The sequence below is a fragment of the Pseudomonas sp. KH_021 genome (genome assembly GCF_057838865.1).
The window spans coordinates 5,111,624-5,130,524 of sequence record NZ_CM174477.1; the positions used below are offsets into that span (position 1 = coordinate 5,111,624).

The 18,901-nt window shown below is 62.1% G+C and carries 16 protein-coding genes; 6 read left to right on the forward strand and 10 right to left on the reverse strand.

Annotation, left to right across the window (positions count from 1 at the left end):
• Positions 1–30: 30 nt before the first annotated feature.
• The 10 genes from prfB to AC3IX4_RS23600 form a co-directional block, all read right to left on the reverse strand.
• A protein-coding gene (gene prfB, locus AC3IX4_RS23555; protein WP_489257757.1) for a peptide chain release factor 2 occupies positions 31–1,126 on the reverse strand; the annotation gives its coding sequence in 2 pieces (ribosomal slippage) (positions 31–1,053 and positions 1,055–1,126; 1,095 coding nt in all).
• A 188-nt stretch (positions 1,127–1,314) separates the two neighbouring features.
• Positions 1,315–2,319 carry a diguanylate cyclase domain-containing protein gene (locus AC3IX4_RS23560; protein WP_489257758.1) on the reverse strand — a complete coding sequence of 335 codons (1,005 nt, stop codon included), beginning with the start codon at positions 2,317–2,319 and terminating at the stop codon, positions 1,315–1,317.
• Positions 2,320–2,370: 51 nt separating this feature from the next.
• Positions 2,371–3,381 (reverse strand): chemotaxis response regulator protein-glutamate methylesterase, encoded by a 1,011-nt coding sequence (locus AC3IX4_RS23565; RefSeq protein WP_489257759.1) that lies wholly within the window; start codon positions 3,379–3,381, stop codon positions 2,371–2,373.
• Complete coding sequence (locus AC3IX4_RS23570) at positions 3,378–5,681, reverse strand: hybrid sensor histidine kinase/response regulator (protein WP_489257760.1); 2,304 nt, start codon at positions 5,679–5,681, stop codon at positions 3,378–3,380. Before AC3IX4_RS23570 ends, AC3IX4_RS23565 begins: the two co-directional genes overlap by 4 nt.
• The gene (locus AC3IX4_RS23575) at positions 5,678–6,358 is read right to left on the reverse strand and encodes a chemotaxis protein CheW (RefSeq protein ID WP_489257761.1); all 681 of its coding nucleotides are present in this window, start codon (positions 6,356–6,358) and stop codon (positions 5,678–5,680) included. The genes AC3IX4_RS23570 and AC3IX4_RS23575 overlap by 4 nt, the downstream gene beginning before the upstream one ends.
• The gene (locus tag AC3IX4_RS23580; RefSeq protein ID WP_489257762.1) at positions 6,355–7,620 is read right to left on the reverse strand and encodes a CheR family methyltransferase; all 1,266 of its coding nucleotides are present in this window, start codon (positions 7,618–7,620) and stop codon (positions 6,355–6,357) included. The genes AC3IX4_RS23575 and AC3IX4_RS23580 overlap by 4 nt, the downstream gene beginning before the upstream one ends.
• Entirely contained in the window at positions 7,620–8,153 is a 534-nt protein-coding gene (locus AC3IX4_RS23585) for a chemotaxis protein CheW (RefSeq protein WP_489257763.1), read from the reverse strand. The genes AC3IX4_RS23580 and AC3IX4_RS23585 overlap by 1 nt, the downstream gene beginning before the upstream one ends.
• Before the next feature lie 8 nt (positions 8,154–8,161).
• Positions 8,162–9,784, reverse strand: a complete 1,623-nt coding sequence (locus AC3IX4_RS23590; protein ID WP_489257764.1) for a methyl-accepting chemotaxis protein — start codon at positions 9,782–9,784, stop codon at positions 8,162–8,164.
• 118 nt (positions 9,785–9,902) lie between these two features.
• A complete protein-coding gene (locus tag AC3IX4_RS23595; RefSeq protein ID WP_489257765.1) occupies positions 9,903–10,586 on the reverse strand; it encodes a tellurite resistance TerB family protein in 684 nt (227 codons plus the stop codon).
• Between the two features lie 297 nt (positions 10,587–10,883).
• On the reverse strand, positions 10,884–12,065 hold the full coding sequence (locus tag AC3IX4_RS23600; protein WP_489257766.1) for an acetyl-CoA C-acetyltransferase: 1,182 nt from the start codon (positions 12,063–12,065) through the stop codon (positions 10,884–10,886).
• 236 nt (positions 12,066–12,301) lie between these two features.
• Here AC3IX4_RS23600 and ydcS point away from each other — a divergent pair, with 236 nt between their 5' ends.
• From ydcS to AC3IX4_RS23630, 6 genes are all read left to right on the forward strand, one after another.
• Positions 12,302–13,453, forward strand: a complete 1,152-nt coding sequence (gene ydcS / locus AC3IX4_RS23605; protein WP_489257767.1) for a putative ABC transporter substrate-binding protein YdcS — start codon at positions 12,302–12,304, stop codon at positions 13,451–13,453.
• A gap of 133 nt (positions 13,454–13,586) precedes the next feature.
• Positions 13,587–14,627 carry an ABC transporter ATP-binding protein gene (locus AC3IX4_RS23610; RefSeq protein ID WP_489257768.1) on the forward strand — a complete coding sequence of 347 codons (1,041 nt, stop codon included), beginning with the start codon at positions 13,587–13,589 and terminating at the stop codon, positions 14,625–14,627.
• 1 nt (position 14,628) lies between these two features.
• Positions 14,629–15,579 (forward strand): ABC transporter permease, encoded by a 951-nt coding sequence (locus AC3IX4_RS23615; RefSeq protein WP_489257769.1) that lies wholly within the window; start codon positions 14,629–14,631, stop codon positions 15,577–15,579.
• Positions 15,569–16,393, forward strand: coding sequence for an ABC transporter permease (locus AC3IX4_RS23620; protein WP_489257770.1), 825 nt, complete (start codon positions 15,569–15,571; stop codon positions 16,391–16,393). The genes AC3IX4_RS23615 and AC3IX4_RS23620 overlap by 11 nt, the downstream gene beginning before the upstream one ends.
• A gap of 19 nt (positions 16,394–16,412) precedes the next feature.
• Positions 16,413–17,837 carry a gamma-aminobutyraldehyde dehydrogenase gene (locus AC3IX4_RS23625; RefSeq protein WP_489257771.1) on the forward strand — a complete coding sequence of 475 codons (1,425 nt, stop codon included), beginning with the start codon at positions 16,413–16,415 and terminating at the stop codon, positions 17,835–17,837.
• A gap of 814 nt (positions 17,838–18,651) precedes the next feature.
• Complete coding sequence (locus AC3IX4_RS23630; protein WP_489257772.1) at positions 18,652–18,876, forward strand: cysteine-rich CWC family protein; 225 nt, start codon at positions 18,652–18,654, stop codon at positions 18,874–18,876.
• Positions 18,877–18,901 lie beyond the last annotated feature (25 nt).

Below are 18,901 nucleotides of genomic sequence, written 5' to 3' on the forward strand. Positions count from 1 at the left end.
GCGTGCTTGCCCGCAGCACAGGTGTCGCGCTTACAGCCCTTGTTTGAGGCTGGCTTCCAGGTATTCGTCGATGTCGCCATCGAGCACCTTGTCGCAGTCGCTGCGTTCGATGTTGGTGCGCAGGTCCTTGATCCGCGAGGCGTCAAGCACATACGAACGGATCTGGTGACCCCAGCCGATATCCGACTTGGTGTCTTCCAGTGCCTGGGAGGCGGCGCTACGGCGTTGCATTTCCTGCTCGTACAACTTGGCCCGCAGCATTTTCATGGCGGTGTCTTTGTTGGCGTGCTGGGAGCGTTCGTTCTGGCAGCTGACCACGGTGTTACTCGGTACGTGGGTGATACGTACGGCCGAGTCGGTGGTGTTTACGTGCTGGCCACCGGCGCCCGAGGAGCGGTAGGTGTCGATACGCAGGTCTGCCGGGTTGATCTCGATTTCCACCTTGTCGTCGATCTCGGGGGAGACGAATACGGCAGAGAACGAGGTGTGGCGGCGGTTGCCGGAGTCGAACGGGCTCTTGCGCACCAGGCGGTGAACGCCAATTTCGGTACGCAGCCAGCCAAAGGCGTATTCGCCCTTGATGTGCACAGTCGCGCCCTTGATGCCGGCGACTTCACCTGCCGACAGTTCCATGATGGTGGCGTCGAAGCCGCGCTTGTCAGCCCAGCGCAGGTACATGCGCAGCAGGATGTTGGCCCAGTCCTGGGCTTCGGTGCCACCGGAACCGGCCTGGATATCCAGGTAGGCGTTGTTCATGTCCATTTCACCGCTGAACATGCGGCGGAATTCCAGCTTCTCCAGCGACTCGCGCAGGCGATCGATTTCGGCGACAACGTCGGCGACTGCGCCTTCATCGTCTTCCTCGACAGCCATATCCAGCAGGTCACGGGCGTCAGACAGGCCACCGGACATTTCGTCCAGGGTCTCGACGATCTGAGCCAGCGCAGCGCGCTCGCGGCCCAGCTCCTGGGCGTACTCAGGTTTGTTCCAGACGCTTGGGTCTTCGAGTTCGCGGTTAACTTCGATCAGGCGGTCATGCTTGTGATCGTAGTCAAAGATACCCCCGAATGGACTGCGAGCGCTCGGTCAGGTCCTTGATGCTGTTCAGGATCGGGTTGATTTCCATGGGCGGGCGGCTCTCGTGCGTATGTCTGTCAAAAGCCGGGGAGTATAGCGCAGTCTGAGGGGCGACGGCAGCCCGCTGGGCGGGATGAATGGGGTAGGAGCCGGCTTTAGCCGCGATAAATGCACCGCGGTTTGTCTGATGCACCGCGGCGCGTTCATCGCGGCTAAAGCCGGCTCCTACAGGGAGCGTCAGTCGACGCCGACCTGGTTACGGCCGTTGTTCTTGGCGAGATATAAGCCCTTGTCGGCCGCTGAGATCAGTTGCCGACAAAAGCTGCCCGCTTGTGGCGTCTGGGTGGCGACGCCAATGCTGGCGGTCAGGTACGCGTCTAGGTCCGGGGCGATGTGCGGGATTTTCAAGGCAGCGATGGTCTGGCGCAGTTTTTCTGCCACCAGCCGCGCGCCGCCCAGGGAGGTATTGGGTAATACCAGGGCGAATTCTTCACCGCCATAGCGCGCGGGCAGGTCCGAAGGCCGGCTGCAGGAATTACGAATGGCATCGGCCACACGGCGCAGGGCTTCGTCGCCGTCGAGGTGGCCAAAGTTGTCGTTATAAGACTTGAAGTAGTCCACATCGATCATCAACAGCGACAACTGCGTCTGCTCACGCTGGGCTCGGCGCCACTCCAGTTCCAGGTACTCGTCGAAGTGCCGGCGATTGGAAAGCCCGGTCAGGCCGTCCGAGTTCATCAGCCGCTGCAACACCAGGTTGGTGTCCAGCAACTGCTGCTGGCTGACGCGCAGGGCACGATAGGCTTCGTCGCGCTGCAGCAAGGTCAGGTAGGACTTGGAGTGGTAGCGAATGCGCGCCACCAGCTCGATGTTGTCGGGCAGCTTGACCAGGTAGTCGTTGGCGCCTGCGGCGAACGCGGCACTCTTGATCAGCGGGTCTTCCTTGGTCGACAGGACGATGATGGGGATATCCCGGGTGACCGGGTGCGCGCGGTACTCGCGCACCAGGGTCAAGCCGTCCAGGCCCGGCATGACCAGATCCTGGAGGATCACCGTGGGCTTGATGCGGATAGCCTGGGCAATCGCCTGGTGAGGATCGGCGCAAAAATGGAAGTCGATGTTCGCTTCCTGGGCCAGACCACGGCGCACGGCTTCGCCGATCATGGCCTGGTCATCGACCAATAGAACCATCGCGGCGTTTTCGTTGGCGGTCTTGAAACCGTCGATCGGTAGATCATTCATGCCTTGTCACCTGATTACTGCCTGCCATCCGGCTTGGCCGAACACTTGGATTCATTTCGAAAATACTTCCATCAACCTTGGAGCAATTCGGTCCAGAGACCGCACCTCCACGGCGGCGTTGATCTCGGCGGCAGCCTTGGGCATGCCGTAGACCGCTGAACTTTGCTGGTCCTGGGCGATGGTCAAAAAACCACGCTCGCGCATGTGCTTGAGGCCCTGGGCGCCATCACGGCCCATGCCGGTCAGCAACACCCCGACCGCATCCCCCCGCCAGTAGTCGGCGACACTGTCAAAAAACACATCGATCGAGGGGCGATAGATGGCATTGGCAGGTGCCTCGGTGTAGGCCAACGCACCCGTCTTTAAAAGCCTGAGATGGTGATTAGTGCCCGCCAGCAGGACCGCCCCGCTTTGCGGCTGTTCACCTTCGCAGGCCAGCCGCACGTCCAGGCCGGATGCACTGCTGAGCCACTGGGCCATGCCGCTGGCGAACACCTGGTCAACGTGCTGGACCAGCACGATGGCCGCGGAAAAATCCTTAGGCAAGCCTTTAAGCAGAATCTCCAACGCGGCCGGCCCACCGGCAGAGGAGCCGATCGCCACCAGGCCCTGGCGCTGCACTATATCGCGCAGGGTCGGCATCAAGGGCCTGGCAGGCGCTGGCTGCTGGCCCACCAGCCAACTGATATTGAGGATTTTGCGCAACAGCGGCGCTGCGGCCTGGCGAGGGTCACCCGCCCCCAACGCCGGGGTATCGACGACGTCCAGGGCACCATGCCCCATGGCTTCGAATACCCGGTGTACATTCTGTTCGCGGTCCACCGTGACAATCACGATGGCACAAGGGGTCGCCGCCATGATCCGGCGTGTGGCTTCGACGCCGTCCATCACCGGCATGATCAAATCCATGAGGATCAGGTCCGGTGTCAATTCTGCGCAGCGCTGCACCGCTTCGGCGCCGTTGCCTGCCACCCACACCACTTGATGGCTCGGCTCAAATGCCAACGCCCGACGTAAAGCCTCGACGGCCAACGGCATGTCGTTGACGATAGCGATCTTCATCCCTGCGCACTCCCTATCAACTCAACCACAGCCTCGAGCAAGGCATCATCGTGGAAACTGGCCTTTGCCAAATAGTAGTCGGCGCCAGCCTCCAGTCCACGCCGACGGTCTTCTTCGCGATCCTTGTAAGACACCACCATCACCGGCAGCGATTGCAGGCGACTGTCGCGGCGCAACAGGGTCACCAGCTCGATTCCGTCCATGCGCGGCATATCGATATCGGTAATCAGCAGGTCGAAGTCTTCGGCGCGCAAAGCGTTCCAGCCGTCCATGCCATCGACCGCCACCGCCACGTCATAACCTTTGTGGCTCAGTAGTTTGCGCTCAAGTTCGCGCACCGTGAGCGAGTCATCCACCACCAGAACGCGCTTGCGCGGCACTTCGCTGATCGAGCGCCGGCCGCGATCGATGCGTTCCAATCTTCCTGTGCTGAGCAACTTTTCGACCGAGCGCAACAGGTCTTCGACGTCGATGATCAAGACCACTGAGCCGTCGTCGAGCAAAGCGCCGGCCGAGACATCCTGCACCTTGCCCAGGCGCGCATCCAGCGGCAGCACCACCAACGTGCGTTCACCGATAAAGCGCTCGACGGCCACGCCATAGATCGCATCACGCTCGCGGATCACCACCACGCTCAGGGTTTCGCTTTCGCACTGGGCGGTGGGGCGGTTCAACAATTGGCTGGCAGCCACCAGGCCGACATGCCGGCCTTCATGCCAGAAGTGCTGGCGCCCTTCGAGTTGGACAATCGCCTCGATCGGCAGCTCCAGGGTGCGCTCGATGTGCGCCAGCGGGAAGGCATAGGCCTCGCCGCCGACATCCACCACCAGGCTGCGCACCACCGACAGGGTCAGCGGCACTTCCAGATGAAAACGGCTGCCCTGCCCATGCACCTGGGTGAGCAACACCGAGCCATGCAGTTGGCGGACGCTATGCTGCACCGCATCCAGGCCCACACCGCGCCCGGACACTTCGGTGACCTGGTCGCGAAGACTGAAGCCGGGCAAGAACAGGAAGCTGAGCAACTCTTCCTCGCTGAGCTGGGCCGCCGTCTCGGCCGTGGACAGTTCGCGCTCGACGATACTGCGGCCAAGGCGCTGCAGATCGACACCGCCGCCGTCATCGCTGATCTCCAGTACCAGCAGGCCGGCTTGATGGGAGGCGCGCAGAAGAATCCGGCCTTCGCCTGGTTTACCGCTCAACAAGCGTTGCTCAGGAGACTCGATCCCGTGGTCCACGGCATTGCGTAGCAGGTGAGTCAAAGGGGCTTCGAGCTTTTCCAGAACATCACGGTCGACCTGGGTCTTATCGCCTTCAATGTCCAGCCGAACTTGCTTGCCCAGCGAGCGTCCCAGATCCCGGACCATACGGGACTGGCCGGTCAACACATCGGCAAACGGCCGCATGCGGCAAGCCAGCGCGGTGTCGTACAGCAGTTGGGCGCGCTGGCCACTCTGCCAGCCGAACTCATCCAGCGCCACGGTCTGCTCCTGCAACATCTGCCGAGTGTCGCCCAGCAGTTGCAGGGCCACGGTCATGGCTTCATGCACCTCAGCGCGTTGCCCTTGGCTGTCCAGTTGGGTTTTCAGGTCTTCCAGCGCACGGATACTCTGGGACTGCATGCGCTTGATGCGTTGCAAGGTTCCCAAATACGGTTTGAGCCGCTGGGTCTCGACCAGCGCCTTGCTCGACAGATCCAAGAGGCTGTTCAGGCGCTCGGCGGTCACCCGCAGTACCCGCTCACCCCCTTCATTGAGGCGGTTGCTTCTCGGCGTCTCCAGCGTCAATTCCGGCTCTGGGTCAATCGCGGGCGGATCGGATTCAGGCAACGTCAGCAGGCTTTCCAGCGACGCGGGCGCGGGCGTCGCCACAGGTGCAGTCGAGACACGTGCCCCCGGTGAACGCACCCCGTCTTCGACCAGCGCCGTCAGTTGCCTTTCGAAGGTTTCGATTTGCGCCGGACCAATCGAGGCGCCGGCAGGCGTGGAGATACGCAGCAACAGATCGGTGCCTTGCAGCAAGGCATCGATATGCTCGGGCAGCAGATACAGCCGGCCCTCCTGGGCGCTCACCAGGCAGTCTTCCATCACATGAGCGATGCGTACGCCCGCATCCAGCCCGACGATTCGCGCCGCCCCCTTGAGCGAGTGCGCAGCGCGCATGCAGGCTTCCAACTGATCGGCCTGGGTCGGGTTGCGCTCCAGCGCCAGCAGGCCTGCACTGAGCACTTGAGTCTGGGCCTCGGCCTCCAGGGCGAAGAGTTCGAGCAGCGAGGCGTCGCGCATCTGGTCGGGGGTCATGACAGGCTCCGGCTCATGGCAGACAACAATTGCGCCTCATCCAGCACCCGCACACTGCGCCCCTTGAACTGCAGCACTGTCTGAGTAAAGCGAGTGCCGGCCTGTGGCTGGGCGACCTCGTTGCGCTCTAGTTCCTGCTGATCGAAACCGTGGATGCCATCGACTTCCTCGACCTGCACCACCACCGAACCGCCCTCGGCTGCCAGGATCAACATGCGCGGCATGACGCGCGCTGCGGCTTGCGGCGGCGCACTGGCCGGCAGGCCGAGCAGCTCCGTCAGCGACAGGCAAGCCACCAGCGCACCGCGCACGTTGGCAACACCCAGCAAGGCGCGCGAACGCTGATGAGGCAAGGAATGAATGGGCTGCAAAGGGGCCACTTCGACCAGGCAACGGGTCGGCAAGGCCAGCCACTCTTCCCCTAAGCGAAACAGCAACAGCGAACGCGTTCCAACACGAACCTGCTCGACCTGGCGCACCTGCGTCTCTTGCCGCGAAAGCGAATAGCGGTCCAGCAGCCGGGTGGCGGCGGCGGCTTGCACCGAACAGTTGCGGCAATGCACGTGCTCTTCAAGCAGCGGGCAGGATTTGTCGCCATGCACACCGATGCGATTCCAGCAGTCATCAATGTCATGCGCATCGGTGTGGATCATGTTCAGCGAATTCAGGCCGATCATCCGTTAGCCTTCCCTTGGCCGCTGCGCATGGCGCGTTCCTGCAGGCGCCTGGCACCGGCGGCGTCACCCCTCGCGGCCAACAAAGCTGCCAGATGCGCCAGCGCCTCCGGGTGCTGCGGCTCCAGATACAGGGCCTTGCGATAGAACCCTTGGGCTTGCAGTTCATCGCCGCCCACATCATTGAGCAGGCCCAGCCAGTAAAACACCTGAGCGTGCGGGCCGTGCTGCTTCAAATAGTCTTCACAGATTCTATGCGCATCGGCACTTTTGCCTTCATTGGCCAGGGTCGCGATCTGCAACAGCAGTTCATTGCCCGACGCCTTCACTGGCAAGGGTTCGGCAGGCGCCAGCCTGAACGAGGAACGAGCACGCAAGGCAGGTTCGGTCGCGGTGCGTACCGCCACGACTGGCTTGGGCAAGGGCGGCACCAGGGCAGGCGTGAACGGGGCGGCAGGCACAGTGGTCGTTTGCGTCTGGCGCACGAAGGCGAACGACTGCGCGATGCCCAAGGGGCGCATGCCCATGCGAGCCAACAAGCTGCCTTCGGCCGGGCCGATAAACAGCACGCCCTTTTCGCGCGTCAGTCCCTTGAGCACATCGAAAACGCGCTGTTGGGTCGGCACATCGAAATAGATCAACAGATTGCGACAAAACACAAAGTCGTAAGGCGCTTCGCCGGCCAGCAGGGTCGGGGCCATCACGTTGCCGACCTGCAGGCGCACCTGGGCACGCACGACCTCGTGTAACTCAAGGCCCTCTTCCAGGCGCGTGAAATGGCGCTCGCGAAAATCAAGCTCGCTGCCCCGGAATGAATTACGGCCGTACACGGCTCTGCGAGCCCGCTTAACCGACTGTGGGCTGATATCAATCGCATCAATCTTGAATGACGTGCTCGGGAGGCCGGCATCGAGCAGTGCCATGCTGATCGAGTACGGTTCCTCACCCGTCGAACAGGGCAAGCTCAGCAGCCGCAAGGGCCGCACACCGTTCAGTTCGGCCAGGCGCGCCCGGGCCACCCAGACCAGGGCCGTGAAGGATTCGGGATAGCGGAAGAACCAGGTTTCCGGCACCACGACCGCTTCGATCAGTGCCTGCTGCTCCTGTGCCGACTGCTGTAGACGCAGCCAATAGTCGTCCAGATCCTGGGCATTGATCAGGCTACAGCGTTGGCGCAAGGCACGCTCGATCATGCCGGCGCCCACCGACGCCACGTCCAGGCCAATACGGTGCTGCAGAAACCGAAAGAACCGCTGCTGGTCCATCACCCCTCCTCGCCCAATTGCAATTGCCTTGGCGGTTGTGGAAACAGCAGGGCACGCACGGTGTCTGGCAGCAGCGCATCGACGCTGACCCACTGCAACAGGCCGTGTTCATCTTCGCGTACCGGGCCCAGATAGGGCGCATCGCGGTTGTCCAGGCCGGTGTCACGAAACTGCGCCGGGTCGCAGCGCAACGTGTCGGTCGCCTGCTCCAGAACCAGGCCAAGCAGCAAGTGCGGGCGAGAGGGGTCGAAACGATAATGCACCAACACCACACGCGTGCTGGTGCGCTCAGGGGCTGGCTGACCGAAGCTCAAGGCGCTCAGGTCAATCACTGGCACCAACTCGCCACGATGAGCAAACACGCCGCGAACCCAGCCTGGCGTCTGCGCGATGGGCTTGAACACTTGCATGGGCAATACTTCGGCGACTTCAGTGGCGGCCAGGGCAAAACGCTCCGCGCCGATGCGAAAGGTCAGAAATAACCGGCCTGCCCGACTGCTTGCAGCCTGGGGCGCCAACTTACGCTCGTTCATCAATGGGCTCAGACTTTAAACCGCGAAACACCGCCGCGCAGCCCGACCGCCACTTGGCTCAACTCATCGATGGCAAAACTGGCCTGACGCAAGGAGTCGACTGTCTGGCTGCTGGCATCGCTCAGTTGCGCCAGCGCATGGTTGATCTGTTCGGCACCCGTGGCTTGGGCCTGCATACCCTCGTTGACCATCAGCACACGGGGCGCCAGCGCCTGAACCTGCTGAATGATCTGGGTCAACTGTTCACCCACCTGGGTGACTTCGTACATGCCGCGGCGCACTTCCTCGGAAAACTTGTCCATGCCCATCACGCCTGCGGACACCGCCGACTGGATTTCGCGGACCATCTGTTCGATATCGTAGGTCGCCACGGCCGTCTGGTCGGCCAAGCGCCGCACTTCGGTGGCAACCACGGCAAAGCCACGGCCGTACTCACCGGCCTTCTCGGCTTCGATGGCAGCGTTCAGGGACAAGAGGTTGGTCTGGTCGGCCACTTTGACGATGGTGACCACCACCTGATTGATATTGCCGGCCTTCTCGTTGAGGATCGCAAGCTTGGCGTTGACCAGATCGGCGGCGCCCATGACCTGATGCATGGTGTCTTCCATACGCGCCAGGCCCTGTTGGCCGGAGCCGGCCAGAATCGAAGCCTGGTCGGCGGCGGACGTCACCTCGGTCATGGTCCGCACCAGGTCTCGGGAGGTCGCGGCAATTTCTCGCGAGGTCGCCCCGATTTCAGTGGTGGTGGCGGCCGTCTCGGTGGCGGTCGCCTGCTGCTGCTTGGAGGTGGCCGCGATCTCGGTGACCGAAGTTGTGACCTGGACCGAGGAGCGCTGGGCCTGGGCAACCAGGGCGGTGAGTTCGGTCATCATGTCGTTGAAGCCGGTTTCAACCGCGCCAAACTCGTCCTTGCGGTCCAGGTTCAAACGAGTACTGAGGTCACCGGTCCGCATGATTTCGAGGATTCTCACGATGCGTTGCATCGGCGCCATGATGGTGCGCATCAATAAGAGGCCACAGACCGCGGCAGCAACGATCGCCAGCAGCAGGGAGATGCCCATGCTGAGCTTGGCCGCCGCCACTGCATCGACAATAGCGGCGGTGGCAACGTCGGCCGCCATGCGGTTGCGGTCGATTACGCCATTCAGGTGTTTGCGACCGGCCATCCAGGCAGGTGTGACCTCCTCGCTCAGCAAGCGCTGGGCCAGCGCGTAATCCTTGTTGCGATAGGCATCCAGGGTGCGGTTCAGCGTTTGTGCGTAAGCCTGTTGCAGCTGGGCGAACTGCTCGAAGAGGATCTGATCGTCCTTCTCGTGGATGGTCTTGCGGTAGTTGTCCATCTGCTCGACCAAGCGTTGGTCGTAGCTCTTGAATTGTTCGACATCGCTGGCAGACATTTCTCGGTGGTTGCTCAACCCCACCAATTGCTGGGTAAACACATAGCTGTCGACCCAGGCACTGCGAATCATGGAGCTGTAGTAGACACCGGGGATGCTGTCGGTGCGCACGACTTCTTCACTGGACTCGATGGTCACCAGCCGGGAGTAGGAGGCAACCACCATCAACAGCATGATTGCGATAATCACGGCAAAACTTGCCAGGATCCGTTGGCGCAAAGTCCAGTTTTTCACAGTCAGCCCTCAAGTGTCGGTCGCCCGCCAGCCAAATACGCCGATTATAGCCGCTAGCTGTTAACTTTCTGACACTACTGAGGGCTTTTTCCTACAAAGCGGGACGTACCTCTTGGTTTCAGCTTGCCTGGCGAACCTGTTTTTCCAGTTCCACCTTCAAATCCGGGTCCAAGGCCAACTGGCGGGCCAGTTCATCCAGGTAGGCGCGTTCCATAAAATGCTCTTCGTCGACCAGCATGACGCTGGCGATGTACATCTCGGCTGCCATTTCCGGGGTGCGAGCAGCACGTGCTACATCAGCGGGGTCTAGCGGTTTGTTCAATTCGGCGTGCAACCAGCTTTGCAGGTCTCGGTCCTGAGTAAGCTTGACGAACTCACCTTCGATCAGTTCACGCTCGCGCTCATCGACATGCCCATCAGCCTTGGCCGCCGCCACCAGCGCCTTGAGAATGCCCTGGCTGTGTTCTTCGGCCTGGGTAGGTGGCAAACGGTCGAGGGTTTGTGGCTCGCCTTGGGGCGCGCTGCGTTGTTGCGCCTGCCAATTGCCGTAGGCCTTGTAAGCCAGCACACCCAGCGCCGCCAGGCCACCATAGGTCAGCGCCTTGCCGCCATATTTGCGTGCTTTTTTATTGCCCAGCAACAGGCCCATGGCGCCTGCTGCCAGAGCGCCGCCGCCGGCACCGCCCAACAGGCTACCGAGCCCGGACGAAGAGGAAGTTGAGGGGGAACGAGAAGATGACTGGTTTTGCAGCAAATCCTTGCCGGATTTGAGCAGTTGGTCGAGCAAGCCTCGGGTAATCATGGGGATCCTCCAGGGAAAGCCGCACTATTAAGTAGGAAAAGTGCCCCCAGAGTAGAACGATCCTCCCGCACACACGCGGGAGGATTTGCTTCCAGATGTTGCCCGCTCACCTGGCGCGTGGGGAGTTGGGCCTGACACACCGCAGTGGCTTCATCGCCGGCAAGCCGGGCTCCTACCCGATGTGTGCACTGGCCGTTGTAGGAGCTGGGCTTGCCCGCGAGGCGTCAGGCCTGACACACCGCAGTGTCGTTATCGCCGGCAAGCGGGCTCCAAAGCTCCGCGAAAAAGGCGGGCTATTCAGTCGCGGCTCAGCGCCAGCGCGACACCTTGGCCGCCGCCAATGCATAGCGTCGCCAGGCCTTTCTTGGCGTCGCGCTTGATCATCTCGTGCAGCAAGGTCACCAGCACGCGGCAGCCGGAGCCACCAATCGGGTGGCCCAACGCGATGGCGCCGCCATTGACGTTGACCTTGCTCGCCTCCCAGCCCAGTTCCTTGCCAACCGACAACGCCTGCGCAGCAAAGGCTTCGTTGGCTTCGATCAGGTCCAGGTCATCGAGTTGCCAGCCGGCCTTGGCCAAGCAGCGCTGGGTGGCCGAAACCGGGCCGATCCCCATGATCGCAGGGTCGACACCGGCGTTGGCGTAGCTGGCGATGCGGGCCAGTACCGGCAAACCCAGTGCCTTGGCCTTGTCAGCGCTCATCAGCAGTACGGCAGCGGCGCCATCGTTGAGGGTGGAGGCATTGCCCGCCGTCACGCTGCCGTCTTTCTTGAAGGCCGGCTTGAGCTTGGCCAGCGACTCGGCGGTGGTGCCGGGGCGCGGCTGCTCATCCACTTCAAAGCGGACCGGCTCACCCTTGCGCGAAGGAATCAGGATCGGCGTGATTTCATCCTTGAAGCGGCCCGCCTCGATCGCGGCGACAGCCTTTTGCTGAGAAGCGGCGGCGAAGGCGTCCTGCTCTTCGCGGCTGATGTCGTACTTGCTCACCAGGTTCTCGGCGGTGATACCCATGTGGTAATCGTTGAAGGCATCCCACAGACCGTCGGTGATCATGCTGTCGATCATCTTCGCGTGCCCCATGCGCAGGCCCGTGCGGGCACCCGGCATCACATAGGGGGCCAGGCTCATGTTTTCCATGCCACCGGCGATGATCACCTCGGCATCGCCACAGCGGATCGCCTGCGCGCCCAGGTGCAGCGCCTTGAGGCCCGAGCCGCAGACCTTGTTCAAGGTCAATGCGGGGACCGCATGGGGTAGCCCGGCCAGGATCGCCGCCTGGCGCGCCGGGTTCTGCCCCGAGCCTGCTGTCAGCACCTGGCCCAGGATCACTTCATCAACTTGAGCACCGTCCAGCCCGGTCTGTTCCAGCAGGCGACGGATCACCGCGGCGCCCAACTCAGGCGCTGGGACAGTCGCCAGAGCGCCTTGGAAACTGCCGATGGCTGTGCGGGTGGCGGCAACGATAACGACGTCTTGCATGGGGTTTCTCCGGGTGAATGGCGAATGACAAGGATTCTGCTGCGCAAACGTATATTTGTTAAATATATTTTTCCAAACAACTAATTAGTAAATCAAATATATACCCACCTTCATTACCGTCTCGTGACCCCGCCACAGCGATCATCTGAGTTAAGGCCCGATAACAGCACTACGCTAATAACAAGCTCCCGCCCTTTGAAACTGCCCCGACATAATTTAAACAAGAGGGATACCCAATGTTCGTGCACAAGACTGCACTGTTCAGCGCCTTGACCACCACCTTGCTGGCCAGTGTCGCCGTCCAGGCCGCCGAACCGCTCAAGGCGGTTGGCAAAGGCGAAGGCCAGCTGGATATCGTGGCCTGGCCCGGTTATATCGAACGCGGCGAAAGCGACAAGAACTACGACTGGGTGACCGGCTTCGAGAAGGAAACCGGGTGTAGGATCAACGTCAAGACCGCCGCCACTTCCGATGAAATGGTCAGCCTGATGAACAAGGGCGGCTATGACCTGGTGACGGCTTCAGGCGACGCCTCGTTGCGCTTGATCGCCGGCAAGCGTGTGCAGCCGATCAATACCGCGCTGATTCCGAACTGGAAGAACATCGACCCTCGCCTGCAGGACGGTGCCTGGTATGTGGTCAATAAACAGGTCTACGGCACCCCGTACCAGTGGGGCCCGAACGTGCTGATGTACAACACCGACATCTTCAAGACGCCGCCCACCAGTTGGGGCGTGGTGTTCGAGCCGCAGAACCTGCCGGACGGCAAGCCGAACAAAGGGCGCGTCCAGGCTTACGACGGGCCGATCTATATCGCCGACGCGGCGCTGTATCTGAAGTCGACCAAGCCCGACCTGGGTATCCAGAACCCTTATGAACTGACCGAAACCCAGTACAAGGCCGTGCTCGAACTGTTGCGCCAGCAGCAGCCGCTGATCCATCGCTACTGGCATGACGCGACCGTGCAGATGAGCGACATGAAGAATGAAGGCGTTGCAGCGTCCAGTTCCTGGGGCTACATGGTCAACGGGCTAAAGGCAGAGAGCCAACCTGTGGCTTCGGTGATTCCCAAAGAAGGCGCAACTGGCTGGGCCGACACCACCATGCTGCACGCTGATGCCAAACACCCCAACTGTGCCTACCAGTGGATGGACTGGTCGCTGCAGCCCAAGGTGCAGGGTGATGTAGCGGCCTGGTTCGGATCGTTACCCGCGGTGCCGGCCGCCTGCAAGGAAAGCGTCCTGCTCGGTGCTGAAGGCTGCGCCACCAACGGGATGGATCAGTTCGACAAGCTCGCGTTCTGGAAAACCCCGCAGGCCGAGGGTGGCAAGTTCGTGCCGTACAGCCGCTGGACCCAGGACTACATTTCAATCATGGGCGGGCGCTGAGGCTCCCTGTTCGCGCCAGTGTAGGAGCCAGCCTTGGCTGCGATGAACGCGCCACGGTGCATCAGGCAAACCGCGGCGCTTTCATCGCAGCCAAGGCTGGCTCCTACCTAAAACCAATTTCGAGCTTCAGGCCATGACTCTTGCAGTCCAGTTCACCCAAGTCTCCCGCCTGTTCGGCGATGTAAAGGCCGTTGACCAGGTGTCCATCGACATCCAGGACGGCGAATTTTTCTCCATGCTCGGCCCTTCGGGGTCGGGCAAGACCACCTGCTTGCGGCTGATCGCCGGGTTCGAGCAACCCAGTGCCGGCTCGATTCGCATCCATGGCGTCGAGGCCGCGGGCTTGCCGCCCTATGAGCGTGATGTGAACACCGTATTCCAGGATTACGCACTGTTCCCGCACATGAATGTGCGCGATAACGTGGCCTATGGCTTGAAGGTCAAGGGCGTGGCCAAGGCCGAACGCCTGGCCCGGGCCGAAGAGGCGCTGGCCATGGTTGCCTTGAGTGGCTACGGCGAGCGCAAGCCGGTGCAACTGTCCGGTGGCCAGCGCCAGCGTGTGGCCCTCGCGCGTGCGCTGGTCAATCGGCCGCGAGTGCTGCTGCTCGATGAACCCCTGGGCGCACTGGATCTGAAGCTGCGTGAGCAGATGCAGGGCGAGCTGAAAAAACTCCAGCGCCAATTGGGCATCACCTTTATCTTCGTGACTCACGACCAGACCGAAGCCTTGTCGATGTCCGACCGGGTGGCCGTTTTCAATCGTGGCCGGATCGAGCAGGTCGATACGCCGCGCAACCTCTACATGAAGCCCGCCACCACCTTCGTCGCTGAATTTGTCGGCACCTCCAATGTGCTGCGCGGGGAGCTGGCACAAACCCTCAGTGGCAGCGCCCTGCCCTTTTCGATCCGCCCGGAACATATTCGCTTTGCCGATGGCCCGGCGGCCAGCCATGAAATCGAGGTCAGCGGCCTGCTGCATGACGTTCAATACCAGGGCAGCGCCACGCGCTACGAGTTGAAGCTCGATGGCGGCCAGAGCCTTACCATCAGCCACGCCAATAACCAATGGCAGGAAAACGCCAGCCCTCCTCAACCCGGCCAGCGCCTGACCGCACGCTGGGCCCGCGAGGCCATGACCGCCTTGCAGGAAACCGCCTTGAGCGAGGCCACGTGAGATGAGCCTGACCCAGGAGAAATCTGCGCTGACGCCGAACTATTCACCCTTGCGGCGTTTTTCCAACCTGCTCTACCGGCGCCCCAATCTGTACCTGGCGTTGCTGCTGATACCGCCGCTGATCTGGTTTGGCGCGATCTACCTGGGCTCACTGCTGACGCTGATGTGGCAAGGCTTCTATACCTTCGACGATTTCACCATGGCGGTGACGCCAGACCTGACGCTGGCCAACTTTGCGGCGCTGTTCAACCCGTCGAACTTCGACATCATCTTGCGCACCCTGGGCATGGCCGTGGCCGTGTCGATGGCCAGTGCCGTGGTGGCCTTTCCGATTGCCTACTACATGGCGCGCTACACCACGGGCAAGACCAAGGCGTTTTTCTATATCGCGGTGATGATGCCGATGTGGGCCAGCTATATCGTCAAGGCCTACGCCTGGACGTTGCTGCTGGCCAAGGGTGGGGTGGCCCAGTGGTTTGTCCAGCAGCTCAATCTGGAGCCGGTGCTGCAACTGATCCTGGGCCTTCCGGGGGTGGGCGGCAGTACCCTGTCAACTTCGCATCTGGGCCGCTTCCTGGTGTTCGTCTACATCTGGTTGCCGTTCATGATCCTGCCGATCCAGGCCTCCCTGGAGCGCCTGCCGCCCTCGCTGTTACAAGCCTCGGCGGACCTGGGCGCCAAACCCCGGCAAACGTTCATGCAGGTGATACTGCCGTTGTCGGTGCCAGGCATCGCTGCGGGCTCGATCTTCACCTTCTCGCTAACCCTGGGTGACTTCATCGTTCCGCAACTGATCGGCCCGCCCGGCTATTTCATCGGCAGCATGGTCTACGCCCAACAAGGGGCCATCGGCAATATGCCCATGGCCGCTGCCTTCACGCTGGTGCCAATCGTGCTGATCGCCATTTACCTGTCCATCGTCAAACGCCTGGGGGCCTTCGATGCACTCTGACGCTTCCTCCCAAGGGCGAGCATCCCTGGGCCTGCGCATTGCCGCCTGGGGCGGGTTGGTGTTCCTGCACTTCCCGATCCTGATCATCTTTTTGTACGCCTTCAATACGGAAGACGCTGCTTTCAGCTTTCCGCCCCAAGGCTTCACCCTGAAATGGTTCAGCGTCGCCTTTGGGCGGGCGGACGTGCTGGAGTCGATCAAGCTGTCGCTGCAGGTGGCTTGCCTGGCCACCCTGATCGCGATTGTGCTGGGCACCCTGGCCTCGGCGGCGCTGTACCGGCGCAGTTTTTTCGGCAAGGAAAGTATCTCCTTGATGCTGATCCTGCCGATTGCCTTGCCCGGGATCATCACCGGCATTGCCCTGCTGTCAGCGTTCAAGACGCTGGGGATCGAACCCGGCGTGCTGACCATCGTGATCGGCCATGCCACCTTCTGCGTGGTGATCGTCTACAACAACGTCATCGCCCGCCTGCGCCGAACCTCGCAAAACTTGATCGAGGCGTCGATGGACCTCGGCGCCGATGGCTGGCAGACCTTCCGCTACATTGTTTTGCCCAACCTGGGCTCGGCGCTGCTGGCTGGCGGCATGCTGGCTTTCGCCCTGTCGTTCGATGAAATCATCGTCACCACCTTCACCGCCGGCCACGAACGGACCCTGCCGATCTGGTTGCTCAACCAACTCAGCCGTCCTCGTGATGTGCCGGTGACCAATGTCGTCGCCATGCTCGTGATGCTGGTGACCATGCTGCCAATCCTTGGCGCCTATTACCTGACCCGCGGCGGCGAAAGCGTGGCCGGCAGTGGCGGCAAATAACTGATGGAGCACAGACCCCATGCAAACCCAATTGCTCATCAACGGCCAACTGGTCGACGGCGAAGGGACCGCCCAACCCGTGTACAACCCGGCTCGTGGTCAGATACTGGTAGAAATTCCAGAAGCCAGCGAAGCCCAGGTCGACGCCGCCGTACGCGCGGCCGACAGTGCCTTTGCCAGTTGGTCGCAGACCGCGCCCAAGGAACGCTCGCTGTTGCTGCTCAAGCTGGCCGACGCCATCGAAGCCCACGGAGCAGAACTGGCCAAGCTGGAATCAGACAACTGCGGCAAACCCTACAGCGCGGCCCTGAACGACGAGATCCCGGCGATTGCCGATGTGTTCCGCTTCTTCGCCGGTGCCAATCGCTGCATGTCAGGCTCCGCAGCGGGCGAGTATCTGCCGGGGCACACTTCGATGATCCGCCGCGACCCCATCGGCGTGGTCGCCTCGATCGCGCCGTGGAACTACCCGCTGATGATGGTCGCCTGGAAAGTCGCCCCAGCGCTGGCCGCGGGTAACACCGTGGTGCTCAAGCCTTCCGAGCAAACGCCGCTGACGGCCTTGCGCCTGGCCCAACTGGCCAACGAGATCTTCCCCGCTGGCGTGCTCAACCTGGTGTTCGGCCGCGGCCCGAGCGTCGGCAGCCCACTGGTCAACCACCCGAAAGTGCGCATGGTATCGCTGACCGGCTCCATCGCCACCGGCTCGAACATCATTTCCAGCACCGCCGACAGCGTAAAACGCCTGCACATGGAACTGGGCGGCAAGGCCCCAGTGATCATCTTCGATGACGCCGACATCGACGCTGCCGTCGAGGGCATCCGCACCTTCGGCTTCTACAACGCCGGGCAAGATTGCACCGCTGCCTGCCGGATCTATGCACAAAAAGGCATCTACGCACGCTTCGTCGAGCAGCTTGGCAAGGCCGTCGCCAGTATCAAGTACGGCCTGCAGGACAACCCCGAGACCGAGCTGGGCCCGTTGATTACCGCCCAGCACCGCGCCCGCGTGGCAGGCTTTGTCGAGCGAGCGATTGCCCAGCCGCACATCCGCCTGGTGACCGGTGGCAAGGCCATAGAGGGTGACGGTTATTTCTTCGAGCCGACGGTGCTGGCCGATGCCCTGCAAAGCGATGAAATCGTGCGCCGCGAGGTGTTCGGGCCTGTGGTCTCGGTCACCTGCTTCGACGATGAAGAGCAGGTACTGGGTTGGGCCAACGACTCCGACTACGGCCTGGCCTCCTCGGTCTGGACCCAGGACATAGGCCGCGCCCACCGGCTTTCGGCGCGCCTGCAGTACGGTTGCACCTGGGTCAACACGCACTTCATGCTGGTCAGCGAAATGCCCCATGGCGGGCAAAAGCTGTCGGGGTACGGCAAGGACCTGTCCCTGTACGGGCTGGAGGACTACACCACCGTGCGGCACGTGATGTTCAAGCACTAATCCCTCAAACCGCGGTGCCTTCATCGCCGGCAAGCCGTGCTCCTACATGACACGCGGTCGGAGCACGGCTTGCCGGCGATGAAGATACCGCGGTCGGTAGGAGCACGGCTTGCCGGCGATGAAGGCACCGCGGTCGGTAGGAGCACGGCTTGCCGGCGATGAAGGCACCGCGGTCGGTAGGAGCACGGCTTGCCGGCGATGAAGATACCGCGGTCGGTAGGAGCACGGCTTGCCGGCGATGAAGATACCGCGGTCGGTAGGCGCACGGCTTGCCGGCGATGAAGATACCGCGGTCGGTAGGAGCACGGCTTGCCGGCGATGAAGATACCGCGGTCGGTAGGAGCACGGCTTGCCGGCGATGAAGATACCGCGGTCGGTAGGAGCACGGCTTGCCGGCGATGAAGATACCGCGGTCGGTAGGAGCACGGTTTGCCGGCGATGAAGATACCGCGGTCGGTAGGAGCACGGCTTGCCGGCGATGAAGATACCGCGGTCGGTAGGCGCACGGCTTGCCGGCGATGAAGATACCGCGGTCGGTAGGAGCACGGCTTGCCGGCGATGAAGATACCGCGGTCGGTAGGAGCACGGCTTGCCGGCGATGAAGATACCGCGGTCGGTAGGAGCACGGCTTGCCGGCGATGAAGATACCGCGGTCGGTAGGAGCACGGCTTGCCGGCGATGAAGATACCGCGGTCTCCCAAGTACGATGCGATGCCCACAACTTTTGGCAGTCTTTTGCAGTACATCTCACTAGAATGGCGGTCCAAACAAAGCGGGCGCAATGGCGTCTGCGCCGAACGGCCGATATCGACTTATGAGTGACACCCTCCATTGCCCAGCGTGCGGCGCCCTCAATCGCTGCACCCTGGCCGACCCCCGCACCGTTGCCCAGCCTTGCTGGTGCTACGGGGTGAGCATCGACCCGGCGGTGCTTGAAGCCCTGCCCACTGAGCTGCGCAACCAGGCGTGCCTGTGCCCGCGCTGCGCTCAGGTCGAAGCGCAACTGACCAAAGCTTCCAAAGACGCGCCGATGCCGTAAGCTACGCCGCCCTCTGCCCACTACC